A 12,582-nucleotide genomic window follows, 5' to 3' on the forward strand; every position below is an offset into this window, starting at 1 on the left:
AATCGAAATGTCGCGTGTCACCCTGGCCCAATGGCAGATGCTGGCCGCCGTGGTCGACCATGGCGGCTTCGCGCGCGCCGCCGAGGCCATCCACAAGAGTCCCTCGACCCTCAACCATGCGGTGCACAAGCTGGAGCAGCAGCTCGGCGTGAGGGTGCTGGAGCCCGTGGGGCGTCAGGTGCGGCTGACCGAGGCCGGCGAGATGCTGCTGCGCCGCGCCCGCCAGCTGCTCGAGAACGCTCACTCCCTGGAGGACGTTGCGACTCGGCTGGCCGAGGGCCTGGAGGCGGAGATCGTGCTGGCCATCGACCAGATCTTTCCCCCGGATGCCCTGGCCCGAGCGCTGGAGGCCTTCTCCGAATCCTATCCCCACGTGCGGGTGCAGCTGCACGAGACGGTGCTCAACGGGGGCCTCGAGATGCTCCAGGACGGCCATGCCGACCTGCTGATCTCGGGCCTCGCCGCCAAGGGCTTCCTGGGCGAGCCGCTGGTGACCGTCGCCTTCATCGCCGTATCCCACCCCGATCACGCACTGCATCGCCTGGGGCGGGTGCTGGACTTGCGTGACCTGGAGCAGCACCGGCAACTCGTGGTGCGCGATTCCGCCCTGCGCCAGTCGCTGGATGCCGGCTGGCTGAAGGCCGAGCAGCGCTGGACGGTGAGTCACCTCGACACCTCCATCGACATGCTCGAGCGCAATCTCGGCTTCGCCTGGGTGCCCGAGACGCGCATCGCCGAGGCCCTGCAGGCGGGACGCCTGGCGCCGTTGCCGCTGGCGGCGGGCGGCAGGCGCGAGGTGCCGATCCAGCTGATCCACCGTGACCAGGATCGCGCCGGGCCGGCCACCCGCGCCATGGCCCGCCACCTGCAGGAGGCCGTCCAGGCCTGTGCGCCCAGGACTGAAGCCTGAAAAAATCGAATGATTGGGCGGAAAAAGTGCGCTTGAGCTTCGATTTTCTGGTCTTAAGCTGGTAGCAACTTTTCAGAACCGAGGAGGCCGAGATGGGACTCTTGATCGACGGACAGTGGCATGACCAGTGGTACGACACCAAGAAGCACGGCGGGGAGTTCGTGCGGGAATCGGCGAAGCTGCGCGATTGGATCACCCCCGACGGCTCCCCGGGGCCTCAGGGTCAGCCCGGGCTGCCAGCCGAGGCGGGGCGCTACCACCTCTATGTGTCCCTGGCCTGTCCCTGGGCGCATCGCGCGCTGATCATGCGCCGTCTCAAGGGCCTGGATGAACTGATCGGCGTCTCTCACACCAGCCCGCTGATGCTCGATCAGGGCTGGAGTTACCACCGCGATGAGGGCTCCAGCGGTGATGCCGTCAACGGCGTCGACTACCATCGTGAGCTCTACACCCTCACCGACCCGCACTACACCGGCCGGGTGACCGTGCCGGCCCTGTGGGACAAGCAGCAGGGCCGCATCGTCAATAATGAGTCGGCCGACCTGCTTCGCATGCTCGACGGGGCCTTCGACGGCCTCACCGGCAACCGGCTGGACCTCTATCCGGCCGACCTGCGCGAGACCATCGATGCCGTCAACGCCGACGTCTATGAGCACGTCAACAACGGCGTCTACAAGTCGGGCTTCGCCACCGAGCAGGAGGTCTACGAGAAGCACGTGATGGCGCTGTTCTCTGCCCTCGACCGGCTCGAGGCGCGCCTAGCCGAATGCCGCTACCTGGCGGGCGAGTGGCTGACCGAGGCCGATATCCGCCTGTTCACCACCCTGGTGCGCTTCGATGCCGTCTATCACGGCCACTTCAAGTGCAACCTGCGGCGCATCGAGGACTACCCGAACCTCGCGAACTACCTGCGCGAGCTCTACCAGTGGCCGGGCATCAAGGAGACGGTGGACTTCGACCACATCAAGCGCCACTACTACGAGAGCCATGAGCACATCAACCCGACCCGCATCGTGCCCGCCGGCCCGCTCCTGGAGTTGGAACGGCCCCATGATCGCGAGCGCCTGCCGGGGCAGGGCATCCGCGAGAAGGCATAAGGACCGATTTGGGGCGGGTTCGCTCGTGAGGCTGGGGCAAGCGAGCGGTGGGGTGTGTCGCCGTCGACGGCTCTGCGCGGAGGCGCTGTGAACCCTTCCCTGGGCGCTACTTTTTCCATCCCTGGAAAAAGACCTCTGCTTCGCGCCGTCCCCGGGGCCACGGCGGGGGCGTTGCCGTTCCTTCTGCCTCGCCAGCCAGAGATCCAGGGCGTTGGCGAACTCGCGACGGTTGGCGTCGGAATAGCCGCCGGGTCCGCCGGTGTGCTCGCCGCTGGCGCGAAGGGTGTCCATGCCTGTCCTGGTGTCAGTCGCATCTGCACCCGGTGCAGATGTGTCATTGTCAGGGATTCTTGGCCAGCCAGCGATCCAGGGCGTTGGCGAACTCGCGACGGTCGGCGTCGGAATAGCCGCCGGGTCCGCCGGTGTGCTCGCCGCTGGCGCGAAGGGTCTCCATGCCTGTCCTGGTTCAGTCGCATCTGCACCCGGTGCAGATGCGTCATTGTCAGGGATTCTTGGCCAGCCAGCGATCCAGGGCGTTGGCGAACTCGCGACGGTCGGCGTCGGAATAGCCGCTGGGTCCGCCGGTATGCTCGCCGCTGGCGCGCAGGGTCTCCATGAAGTCCCTCATCTGCACCCGCGCGCGGATGTTGTTGGCGTCCAGCGCCTCGCCGCGGGTGGTCATCACCCTTGCGCCGCGCTCGATGGCCTCCAAGGCCAGCGGCAGGTCCGAGGTGATCAGCAGATCGCCCTTGACGAGGCGCTCGACGATCTCGTTATCGGCGGCGTCGAAGCCCTGGCTCACCGCGAGGCCCCTGACCCACTTCGAGGGCGGCAGCGGCACGGCGTGGTTGGCCACGAACCAGGTCGGTGTGGCGGTGCGTTCGGCGGCGCGGACGATGATCTCGCGCGCCACCCGGGGGCAGGCGTCGGCATCGACCCAGAGGCTCGGCATGAAGGGCTCCTGAAGGGGGGAACGAATAAGGCTGGCCAGGTCACCGCGACGATGGTAGCATGCGCGCTCCTCGCATGTGTTGACCCCACCATCATGACGACGCGACCTCCTCCTTAGCGGAGAGGCAAGCGCCGAAGCGGGAAGCCCAGCCACTAGAGCTGCGCCTCACGCGTTCGAATTGTGTAGATGGAGCGCCACCGAGATCCGCCACACGGGCGAGATCGGCGCCAACGGTCGCCACAGCGGCTCATGCGGCCATCGATTGCGATGGCATGGGCCGAATGCCAGGTGCGACCGGCGTCCCCGACTCCGATGTTACGCTCTGCTCCGCCGCCTTCGGGCCGACGGTTGGCAGGGTGCCTTGATGACTTGACCGCGTCAGGGGCGCCACTGTTGTTATTTGCCGGCGATGCCGGCCTACCAAGGTGTGATTCATGACCTCGACTTCTGTCGTCTCGCCGACCTTCGGCGAACTGGCCCTGCTGCCTGCCGTTCTTACTGCTGTTGAATCCCAGGGTTACACGGTCCCGTCGCCGATCCAGGCGCAGACCATTCCCGCGCTGCTGGAAGGCCGCGACATGCTGGGCCAGGCCCAGACCGGCACCGGCAAGACCGCTGCCTTCGCCCTGCCGCTGCTCTCTCGTCTCGAACTGACGCGTCGTGAGCCCCAGGTGCTGGTGATGGCCCCGACGCGGGAACTGGCTCAGCAGGTGGCCGCCTCCTTCAGCAAGTACGGTCAGAACCTCAAGGGCCTGGAAGTCGCCACCCTGTGTGGTGGTCAGGAATATCGCGAGCAGCTCTCCGCCCTGCGCCGTGGCGCCCAGGTCGTGGTCGGCACCCCGGGTCGCATCATCGATCACCTGGATCGTGGCAGCCTCAAGCTCGACGGCCTCTCCGCGCTGGTGCTCGACGAAGCCGACGAAATGCTGCGCATGGGCTTCATCGATGACGTCAAGCGCGTGGTCGCCGATACCCCCAAGAACGCCCAGCGGGTCTTCTTCTCCGCGACCCTGCCGACCGAGATCGAGCGCATCGTCAATCGCTATCTCGTCGATCCGGTCAAGGTGGCCATCGAGGCCAAGGTCGGCACCGCGGCCAGCATCGACCAGCGCATGGTGCGGGTCGACGGCGGGGCCAAGCAGGAGGCGCTGGCGCGCATCCTCGAGGTCGAGCCCGTCGACGGCGCGATCGTCTTCGTGCGTACCCGTGCCGCCTGCACCACCCTGATGGAGCAGCTCTCCGCCCGCGGCATGAGCGTCGCCAGCCTGTCCGGTGACCTGGACCAGAGCCTGCGTGAGCGCACCATCCAGCGCCTCAAGCGCGGCAAGGTCGACGTGCTGATTGCCACCGACGTGGCCGCCCGCGGCCTCGACGTGCCGCGCATCACCCACGTCATCAACTACGATCTGCCGCAGGACGCCGAGGCCTACACCCACCGCATCGGTCGTACCGGCCGTGCCGGTCGTACCGGGATTGCGATAACCTTCGTCGGCTTCCGCGAAGGCCGCAAGGTGGGCTGGCTCGAGCAGGCCACCGGCCAGAAGATGAGCGAGATGCCGCTGCCCGACGAGGCCGCCATTCGCGCCCATCGCGACGAGATGTTCCACCAGCGCGTGGTCGCCGCCCTGACCGCCGGTGCAGACGAGCAGCGTGCGCTGATCGAGCGCCTGGTCGAAGAGGGACACGATCCCATCGAGCTGGCCTGCGCCTTCTCGCGCATGGCACGTGCCGACGAGGCGCCCATCGGTCGCCTGCAGGCGCCCCGCGCCGAGCGCAACAACGACCGCAACGCGCGTGATGCCAAGCCGAAGCGTCGCGACAGCGCGCCGCGCGAGGGCATGACCCGCTACCGCGTCGCCGTGGGTCACCAGGACGGCGTCAAGCCGGGTCAGCTGGTCGGCGCCCTGGCCAACGAAGGCGGCATCGAGGGCAACCGGATCGGTCGCATCGATATCCGCACCGCCTTCTCGGTGGTCGAGCTGCCGAGCTCGCTGCCGGAGAGCATCCTGGCCAAGATGGCCCGGGCCCGCGTCGCCGGTCGTCCGCTGGAGATCAGCGAGGACAAGGGCGCACCGGAGCGTGCTCCGCGCCGTCGTCGTGACGACGAGGCACCGGTGAAGCGTCGCGAACGGGCCTGAGCCCGGAAAGCGTCGCCGCCCGGGGTGAAGCTCCGGGACGGCCGACGTCCGTGACCATGGCAGGCCGGGGATCCCCCCGGCCTGCTTGTCGTTAATGAGATCGAAAGAGGAATGATACGAGCATGTGGAAGCGCTTGCCGTTCCGGCTGCGGGGCTACCTGATCACCATGACCGGGGTGCTGCTGCTCTCGCCGGATGCCCTGCTGGTCAAGGGGACCGGTGTATCGCCGGTCACTTTCCTGTTCTGGCGTGGCCTGCTGCTGGGCATCGTGCTGCTGATGATCGCCCTGCTGCGCTATGGTCATCGCCTGCCCGAGGCGATCCGCGCCTGCGGGCCCGCCGCCTGGTGGTGTCCGCTGGCCTTCGCCGCCAGCGGCTGGGCCTTTGTCATCGCTAACCGCTTCACCTCGGCGGGTAACGTGCTGGTGATGATGAACCTGGCGCCTTTGGTGGCCGGGCTGATCGGCCTGGTGTTCTTCAGGCAGCGCCTGCGCCGCCAGACCTGGGTGGTGATCGCCATCTGCGTCGGCGGGGCCAGCCTGATGGCCGCCGGCGAGGTGGGGCAAGGCAGCCTGCTGGGGCTGGGCGTGGCGCTGTTCGTGCCGATCTCCATCGCCATCAACACCACCGTGGCCAGCGCCCAGAAGGGTGAGCGTCGCCGCGGCATCGACACCACGGTGATCCTGCCGCTGGGCTGCCTGGCGATGCTGCTGCCGGCCGCCCTGTTCGGCGGCGCGACCCTGCCGCCCGCCGAGGACGTGCCGCTGTTGGCGATCATGGCGCTGTTCCTGCCGGCCGCCTACTTCCTGATCCAGACCGGGGCTCGCTACCTGCCCGGCGCCGAGGTCAGCCTGGTGCTGCTGCTGGAGACCCTGCTCGGCTCGCTGCTGGTGTGGTGGTGGGTCGGCGAGGTGCCTACTGACCTGGCGCTGATCGGCGGCGGCATCATCGTCGTGACCATGATGGTCAGTTCCCTGCGCGACCTGCATCGCCAGCGTCGCAAGGCCGCCGGCGGGGCCCCGGACATCGGGCGCATCCAGCAGCAGGCCCTGGAGGACGAGACAGCCGGCGAGGTGGCCGAGGTCTCACGCCGCTAGCCCCTTGCCGCTAGCCCCGTGCCGCTAGGCCGGCTGCCATGACAGCGAAGCGCCCCCGCACCGTTCGGTGCGGGGGCGCTTTTATGTCCGAGGCTTTTTTCGAGGCGCGCTCTTGCCCGAGCGCAGCGTGTCTGGGCTTAGGCGAGGGTGGGCGTGCGGGCGAGTTGCTCGGCGAAGCGGGCCAGCAGGCCGCCGGCCTCGGGGGTGGGCGCGACCGCGGCCAGCAGCGCCTCGGGCTCCTCGCCCTGGGCGGCGAGGACCTCATGCTGGTGGGCGAGATAGGCCCGCATCACCTCGGCGCTGAACTCCGGGTGGAACTGCACGCTCCACTGTCGCGGCCCGTAACGCAGCGCCTGGAAGGGGTCGTGGCCGTTGTCGGCCAGCACCTCGGCGCCCGGCGGGGCGGTGAGCACCGACTGGGAGTGGGTCAGCTGGGCCGGAAAGGCCGTCGGCAGGGTGCCGAGCAGCGGATCGGCGCGCCCGGCCGTGGTCAGGCGCAGCCGCCGGGTGCCGACCTCGCGGCCGCCCGGGTGGTAGCCGCTCTCGCCGCCGAAGGCCGCCGCCATCAGCTGGTGGCCATAGCAGACGCCGAGCATGGCGACGCCGCGGGCGCGGGCCTCGACGAGCCAGGGCTTGAGCGCCTCGCTCCAGGGTTCGGCCTCGCTGACCATGGCGTGGGAGCCGGTGATCAGCACGCCGTCCTCGGCCGCCGGCAGCGGCGGGACGCCCTCGGTGCGGGCATCGTGGACCGTCAGGGTAAGCTCGTCGTCCGCCTCGGCCATCGGGGCCAGGGCGGTGAGAAAGAAGTCTTCGAAGTCGCCGTGGTCGCGGACCACGTCGGCGAAGCTGTCACCGGTCTTGACGATCATCAGGCGCGGCATGGGGGCTCCAGACGAGGGCAGGAAGCCGGCATTCTACTTTCGTTGAAGCCGCTCGCCCAGTGCCGCCATGAAGTGCGCGCCCGCCTCGAGCTGTTCGATGTCGAGGTACTCGTCGGGCTGGTGGGCCTGGCCGATGCTGCCCGGGCCGCAGATCACCGTGGGCAGCCCCTCGCGCTGGAACTGGCCGGCCTCGGTGGCGTAGGCCACGGCGCCGGCGGGGCGCTCGTCGAGCAGCTCGCGGCAGAGCGCTAGTACCTCGGCGTTGTTGTCGTCGGCCAGCGCCGGCACCGTGGTGTTGAGCGCCTCGGTGACGATGCCGGCCTCCGGCGCGCGTTTTCGCATCTCGGCCTCGAGCTCGGTGGCGGTGGCGTTGACGCGCCCCAGCAGCTCCTCGAAGCGGTCGCTCGGCAGGTGACGGATCTCCCACTCGAAGGTGCACTCCCGCGCCATGATGTTGATCGCCGTGCCGCCCTGGATCTTGCCCACGTGCAGGCTCGAGTGCACGACGTTGAAGGCCTCGTCGACGCGCCCCTCGGCCTTGAGCTCCGCCATCACGTCCTCGATGCGGGTCACCAGGCGCGCGGCCACGTGGATCGCCGAGACCCCCTGGTTGACCTGGCTGGAGTGGGAGGCGCGGCCGGTGACGGTGGTGCGCAGGTTGGTGGCGCCCTTGTGGGCCACCACTGGATGCATCATCGTCGGCTCGCCGACGATCACCGCCGCCGGGCGGGGGTGATCGGCGAGCAGCCGCTCGATCATCCGTGGGGCGCCGATGCAGCCCACCTCCTCGTCGTAGGAGAGGGCCAGCCAGATCGGCGTTTCGAGCTCGAGGCCCACCCAGCGCGGCACCTCGGCCAGCGCGCAGGCGATGAAGCCCTTCATGTCGCAGGTGCCGCGGCCATAGAGGCGGCCGTCGCCCTTGTCGGTCAGCGTGAAGGGATCGCTGGACCAGGGCTGGCCATCCACCGGCACCACGTCGGTATGACCGGAGAGCACCACGCCGCCCGCCACATTGGGCCCGATGCGCGCCAGCAGGTTGGCCTTGCGGCCATCGTCGCTCTCGACGCGCCAGTGCTCCACGCCGTGCTCGTCCAGATAGCCCTCCACGAAGGCGATCAGGTCCAGGTTCGAGTCCCGGGAGACGGTGGCAAAGCCCACCAGGCGATCGAGTAGCTCGGCGGCGGTCATGGCGCGCTCCTCACATGGATAGTGGCCCCGAGCCTATCACGGCCGGCCCGGGTCGGCCTCTCGCCCTCAGGCGGAGACCAGGCGATAGCCCTCGGCGGTGAGGCGCTCGGCCAGGGCGGCGATATGCGCCGGGCTGACCTCGCAGCAGCCGCCGACGATGGTCGCGCCCTGCTCGACCCAGCGACAGGCATGTTCGGCATAGCCCGCGGGATCCAGGTCCTCGCGGGTCTCCAATCCCTCGACCGTGCCGCCGGGCGCGAGATCCGCCGCCGCCGTGAAGCCGTTGGCGTAGCCGCCGAAGGGCACGCCGAGATCGGCCAGCGCCGCCATGGCGGTGGTGACCGCCTCGGGAACCGAGCAGTTGACCAGCACCGCCTCTGCACCGGCTTCCACCACCGCTCGGGCGGCCTCGGCCAGCGGCTCACCGGAACGCAGGTGCATGCCGTCGCTGTCGTCCACCGTGAAGCCGACCCACACCGGGGCGCCGTGCTCTACCGCCGCGCGGGTTGCGGCCAGCGCCTCCCGGGTCAGCGTCATGGTCTCGCAGATAAAGAGGTCGACCCCGTCGGCCTGGGCCTGCACCAGGCGGCGATAGTCGCGCAGGCAGGTGGCATCATCCGGCACTACCTCGGGGTGATAGCTCGCCACCAGCGGCGGCAGGCAGCCGGCGATGCGCACCGCCTGGCCGCTCTGCTCCCGGGCCTGGCGAGCGGCGTCCAGCGCGGCGGCCTGCAGCGGCGCGAACAGCGCGGGGTCGCCGTCGCGGGCCAGGCGCTGCGGCGTCGCACTGTAGTTGTTGGTGGTGATGATCCGGGCGCCGGCGTCGATGAAGTCGCGGTGCACCGCGGCGACGAGCTGAGGTTCGTCCAGCATGACCTGCGCCGACCACAGCGGCGTGGCGGGTCGATCGCTGCGACGCCTGAGCTCCTGTCCCATGCCCCCGTCCAGCAGCACTATGCGATGTTGTTCAGCGCTCATCCGATCATGGTCCTTCTCTGAATGGCCAATGCCTTTGAATTACGACTGCCCGCGTGGGCCTTTGTCGGCTCGAGCGTCTGTCGAGTCAGGGGCCGTCGGCGCGGTGCGGGCCGCTCAGGAAGGATACGCGACCATGTCGTCGGGCTCGACCCAGCCGAGCGCCACGCCCACGGTGTAGAAGCTGGTCACGGAAAACTCGTGGATCTCGCTTGCCGTGTGCGCCACGGTGAGGCCGCCGCAGAGCTGCCGGCAGCCGGCCTTGGTGACCTCCTGCAGCAGGGCAAAGTCGCGAAAGTAGTCCTTCAGGGGGACCTTGCCGAGGACGTGGCGGCGCTGGTTCTTGCGCGTGATGTCGCGATCCACGGCCGCCTCGAGCCGCGTCATCGCGTCGGGCTGGCGCGCGTTCAATACCCGTGCGAGCTGGGAATAGCGCAGCTCCACCGTCACGTTGTCGCGATCCGCGTTGGGCGCATGGTAATCGGCGATTTCCTCATCCAGACAGACCAGGCCCCGGGCCAGATGGAACTCGCAGGCCACCCTTGGGGTGATGGCCGAGATGCCACGGGCCTCCAGGGGATCGCCCTGCGTCACGATCAGCGCCGGCTTGTCCAGGCGCCGCCGGGCCCAGTGCGAGCGCAGCCGCCGAGCTACGGTGGCGGCGACCGCATCGGGGTCGCGCCTGTCGTGGCTGCCCATGCCCTCGATCACCACGGGGTGATACTGGCTGAGTGACAGCAGCGGATCGTGACGCAAGGTGTTCTACCCCTCGACGGTGAAACAGCGTCACATCCTATCGCATGGCTTTCGCTTATGCCCTGCGCTTATGCCCTGCGCTGGTGCAGGCGGCGGCGGAACAGCGCCAAGGGTGTGAGCTCGCCGCGCAGCCACGGCCCCAGAAGGCGCATGGAGAGGGGGATGAACATGAAGACCATCACCGGGGTGAGCATCAGGGTGCCGATCAGCACCCTCGGCAGCAGCGGCAGGGGGGCGAGCACCTCGCCGAACAGCGCCTGGAACACCAGCGAGACCGGGAAGAAGGCCAGCCAGATGGCGATCGCCTGTTTCCAGCGCGGCGGCGCCTGGCCGGTGGCGTCCTGGAACCAGCCCTCCAGGCCGGTGGCGCGGTGCTCGTGGGGCGCCTCGAAGAGCCCCTCGCCGCGGGCCAGCCAGGCGCGGCGCGAGGCGGAGTGCTCCCAGGCGGCCAGGGTCTCGGCGTCGCGGAAGCGGAAGATGATCTGGTACTCGTCCTCGCCGGGCGGCGGGGCCAGCACGCCGGAGCCCAGGTAGCCGGTGAAGTCGCAGGCGAGCTCGCGGCCCTCCTCGAGCCAGGCGCTGAAGTCGCGGTAGCGGCCGCGGGCCACGCGGCGTGCCACCATCAGGGTAACCGGATCGGATGACATCGGGTTGCTCCTCGTTTGGTCGGCGCCAGGGTAGGGCGCCGTGATCCCTCGGGCCGGGTAGGCCCGCGTGATCTCACAAGCAATAAGCATACCAGAGTGTCACTGCAGTGCAGAAAGATGGCCTGCATATAAGCTCATTAGGCAGTGGTTTATTCTGCATGATGGGGCGTGCCTGGCGAGTGAACCGGTGCCCGCTGTGGGCGAGGCGCCCGCGCCGCCGAAATTGCAATCTCGCTGCCACCAGGCATCATGAGGACATCACGCCCCCACTCTTCTCCCGCCAGCTCCTTATCTCAGGTCAGGATCCGATGACATCAGCGCTTAAGCCTCGCCATGGGCGACTCATCGAGCCGGATAGCCACGTGCAGGGCTTTCGCAAGGCGCGCGATGCGCGGCGCACCGAGCTGGCGGAGGACTACGTCGAGCTGATCTCGGACCTGATCGCCGACAGCGGCGAGGCCCGCCAGATCGATATCGCGCGTCGCCTCGGCGTCGCCCAGCCCACCGTGGCCAAGATGCTCAAGCGCCTGGCGGAGGAAGGGCTGATCGTCAAGCGGCCCTACCGGGGGATCTCCATGACCGAGGCCGGGGAGCGCCTCGCCGCCGAGAGCCGGCGGCGCCACCATCTCGTCGAGGCCTGCCTGCGCAAGCTGGGGGTGAGCGCCGAGACCGCGCGCCTCGATGCCGAGGGCATCGAGCATCACGTCAGCGGCGAGACCCTGGCCGCCCTCGAGCGCTTTCTCGACGAGGGCTGAACGACCGCGACGCCGCCTCGGGCCGCACCGCGCGACGCCTGCCGGACGGAATGACAACGAGCCTGCCGACGGCATGCTGGGCGGGGGAGGCACTCCCGCGTTACCCTGTCGTATAGCAAAGGCTATACTTGATCGATTACCGCACTCTGGCCACGTTGATGGGGAAGGGCATATGACACGCTGGAAGAGCACACTTGGCCTGCTGGCGCCGCTGGCGCCGCTGGCGCTGAGCGGCCAGACGATGGCGGCCGAGCCGCCGGTGACCACCGTGACCACCATCGGCATGATCGCCGACGTGGCAAGCGAGGTGGGCGGCGAGTGCGCCGACGTCTCGGCGATCATGGGTCCCGGAGTCGATCCCCACCTCTACCAGGCGAGCGCCAGGGACGTGGCGACCCTGCAGCAGGCCGAGCAGATCTTCTACTCCGGCTACTCCTTGGAGGGTCAGCTCGGCAACGTGCTGGCACGCTTCGCCGAGATCACCCCGACCGTGGCGGTGGCGCCATCCTCCATCGACACGGCGAGCCTGATCACCGTGCAGGACGTCTACGGCATCGATCCGCACCTGTGGATGGACGTCTCGCTGTGGGCGCAGATCATTCCCACTCTCGCCGAGGCCTTCGTCGAGGCGCGCCCCGACTGCGAGGCGGCCATCCAGGCCAACGCCGACGCCTACGACACCCAGCTCGAGGCGCTGCACGGCTGGATCGAGCAGAGCATCGCGACGATTCCTGAGGCGCAGCGCATCATGGTCACCGCCCACGACGCCTTCAACTACTACGGCCGCGCCTACGGCATCGAAGTGGCCGGCATCCAGGGCATCAGCACCGAGACCGAGACCGGGGTGGCGGATATCCGCCGCATGACCCAGGTGGTGATCGAGCGCGAGGTGCCCGCGGTGTTCATCGAGAGCACCATCAATCCGCGCACCGTCCAGGCGGTGATCGATGCCGCCCGCGACCAGGGTCACGAGGTCGAGATCGGCGGCCAGCTCTATTCGGACGCCATGGGTGAGGCGGGCACCGCCGGCGGCACCTACATCGGCATGCTCCACGCCAATACCCGGCATATCGTCGAGGCCCTCGGCGGCGAGCTGGCCCCGCTGCCCGCCCCCCTCGAGGCCTGGGCCGAACGCTGGGACATCCCCGCGTCCTGATTCCCCCGACGGCCGCCCACCACAGGAGTG

General features: G+C 68.9%; 13 protein-coding genes. 6 read left to right on the forward strand and 7 right to left on the reverse strand.

What is annotated here, in order from left to right; all coding sequences use genetic code 11:
- Positions 1–7 precede the first annotated feature (7 nt).
- Both ABE957_RS09030 and ABE957_RS09035 read left to right on the forward strand, forming a co-directional pair.
- Positions 8–910, forward strand: coding sequence for a LysR family transcriptional regulator (locus ABE957_RS09030; protein WP_349758333.1), 903 nt, complete (start codon positions 8–10; stop codon positions 908–910).
- Positions 911–1,002: 92 nt separating this feature from the next.
- Entirely contained in the window at positions 1,003–2,007 is a 1,005-nt protein-coding gene (locus ABE957_RS09035) for a glutathione S-transferase family protein (protein ID WP_349758334.1), read from the forward strand.
- Between the two features lie 340 nt (positions 2,008–2,347).
- On the opposite strand, the gene ABE957_RS09040 is transcribed toward ABE957_RS09035, so the two are convergent.
- The gene (locus ABE957_RS09040) at positions 2,348–2,461 is read right to left on the reverse strand and encodes a DUF188 domain-containing protein (RefSeq protein WP_432765412.1); all 114 of its coding nucleotides are present in this window, start codon (positions 2,459–2,461) and stop codon (positions 2,348–2,350) included.
- 48 nt (positions 2,462–2,509) lie between these two features.
- Positions 2,510–2,959 (reverse strand): YaiI/YqxD family protein, encoded by a 450-nt coding sequence (locus tag ABE957_RS09045; RefSeq protein WP_349758335.1) that lies wholly within the window; start codon positions 2,957–2,959, stop codon positions 2,510–2,512.
- Positions 2,960–3,393: 434 nt separating this feature from the next.
- On the opposite strand from ABE957_RS09045, the gene ABE957_RS09050 reads away from it, so the two are divergent.
- Entirely contained in the window at positions 3,394–5,097 is a 1,704-nt protein-coding gene (locus ABE957_RS09050; protein WP_349758336.1) for a DEAD/DEAH box helicase, read from the forward strand.
- Between the two features lie 122 nt (positions 5,098–5,219).
- Positions 5,220–6,194 (forward strand): DMT family transporter, encoded by a 975-nt coding sequence (locus ABE957_RS09055; RefSeq protein WP_349758337.1) that lies wholly within the window; start codon positions 5,220–5,222, stop codon positions 6,192–6,194.
- Positions 6,195–6,331: 137 nt separating this feature from the next.
- Here the strand turns inward: ABE957_RS09055 and ABE957_RS09060 are convergent, their stop codons facing one another.
- From ABE957_RS09060 to ABE957_RS09080, 5 genes are all read right to left on the reverse strand, one after another.
- Entirely contained in the window at positions 6,332–7,075 is a 744-nt protein-coding gene (locus ABE957_RS09060) for a glutamine amidotransferase (RefSeq protein ID WP_349758338.1), read from the reverse strand.
- Positions 7,076–7,108: 33 nt separating this feature from the next.
- Complete coding sequence (argE, locus tag ABE957_RS09065; RefSeq protein ID WP_349758339.1) at positions 7,109–8,263, reverse strand: acetylornithine deacetylase; 1,155 nt, start codon at positions 8,261–8,263, stop codon at positions 7,109–7,111.
- A gap of 66 nt (positions 8,264–8,329) precedes the next feature.
- Positions 8,330–9,241: a homocysteine S-methyltransferase family protein gene (locus ABE957_RS09070; RefSeq protein WP_349758340.1), complete on the reverse strand. Its 912-nt coding sequence runs from the start codon at positions 9,239–9,241 to the stop codon at positions 8,330–8,332.
- Between the two features lie 114 nt (positions 9,242–9,355).
- Entirely contained in the window at positions 9,356–9,994 is a 639-nt protein-coding gene (locus ABE957_RS09075) for a hypothetical protein (RefSeq protein ID WP_349758341.1), read from the reverse strand.
- Between the two features lie 68 nt (positions 9,995–10,062).
- On the reverse strand, positions 10,063–10,641 hold the full coding sequence (locus tag ABE957_RS09080; RefSeq protein ID WP_349758342.1) for an antibiotic biosynthesis monooxygenase: 579 nt from the start codon (positions 10,639–10,641) through the stop codon (positions 10,063–10,065).
- Between the two features lie 308 nt (positions 10,642–10,949).
- Here ABE957_RS09080 and mntR point away from each other — a divergent pair, with 308 nt between their 5' ends.
- A complete protein-coding gene (gene mntR / locus ABE957_RS09085) occupies positions 10,950–11,396 on the forward strand; it encodes a manganese-binding transcriptional regulator MntR (RefSeq protein WP_349758343.1) in 447 nt (148 codons plus the stop codon).
- 172 nt (positions 11,397–11,568) lie between these two features.
- Positions 11,569–12,552, forward strand: coding sequence for a metal ABC transporter solute-binding protein, Zn/Mn family (locus ABE957_RS09090; protein ID WP_349758344.1), 984 nt, complete (start codon positions 11,569–11,571; stop codon positions 12,550–12,552).
- Positions 12,553–12,582: the final 30 nt, after the last annotated feature.

Origin of the sequence: Halomonas pelophila (assembly GCF_040196315.1) — a bacterium.
GTDB lineage: Bacteria > Pseudomonadota > Gammaproteobacteria > Pseudomonadales > Halomonadaceae > Halomonas > Halomonas pelophila.

Coding starts and splice junctions, on each gene's coding strand:
- ABE957_RS09030 (WP_349758333.1), top strand. CDS start 8: ATGTCGCGTGTCACCCTGGCCCAATGGCAGATGCTGGCCGCCGTGGTC.
- ABE957_RS09035 (WP_349758334.1), top strand. CDS start 1,003: ATGGGACTCTTGATCGACGGACAGTGGCATGACCAGTGGTACGACACC.
- ABE957_RS09040 (WP_432765412.1), bottom strand. CDS start 2,461: ATGGAGACCCTTCGCGCCAGCGGCGAGCACACCGGCGGACCCGGCGGC.
- ABE957_RS09045 (WP_349758335.1), bottom strand. CDS start 2,959: ATGCCGAGCCTCTGGGTCGATGCCGACGCCTGCCCCCGGGTGGCGCGC.
- ABE957_RS09050 (WP_349758336.1), top strand. CDS start 3,394: ATGACCTCGACTTCTGTCGTCTCGCCGACCTTCGGCGAACTGGCCCTG.
- ABE957_RS09055 (WP_349758337.1), top strand. CDS start 5,220: ATGTGGAAGCGCTTGCCGTTCCGGCTGCGGGGCTACCTGATCACCATG.
- ABE957_RS09060 (WP_349758338.1), bottom strand. CDS start 7,075: ATGCCGCGCCTGATGATCGTCAAGACCGGTGACAGCTTCGCCGACGTG.
- argE (WP_349758339.1), bottom strand. CDS start 8,263: ATGACCGCCGCCGAGCTACTCGATCGCCTGGTGGGCTTTGCCACCGTC.
- ABE957_RS09070 (WP_349758340.1), bottom strand. CDS start 9,241: ATGAGCGCTGAACAACATCGCATAGTGCTGCTGGACGGGGGCATGGGA.
- ABE957_RS09080 (WP_349758342.1), bottom strand. CDS start 10,641: ATGTCATCCGATCCGGTTACCCTGATGGTGGCACGCCGCGTGGCCCGC.
- mntR (WP_349758343.1), top strand. CDS start 10,950: ATGACATCAGCGCTTAAGCCTCGCCATGGGCGACTCATCGAGCCGGAT.
- ABE957_RS09090 (WP_349758344.1), top strand. CDS start 11,569: ATGACACGCTGGAAGAGCACACTTGGCCTGCTGGCGCCGCTGGCGCCG.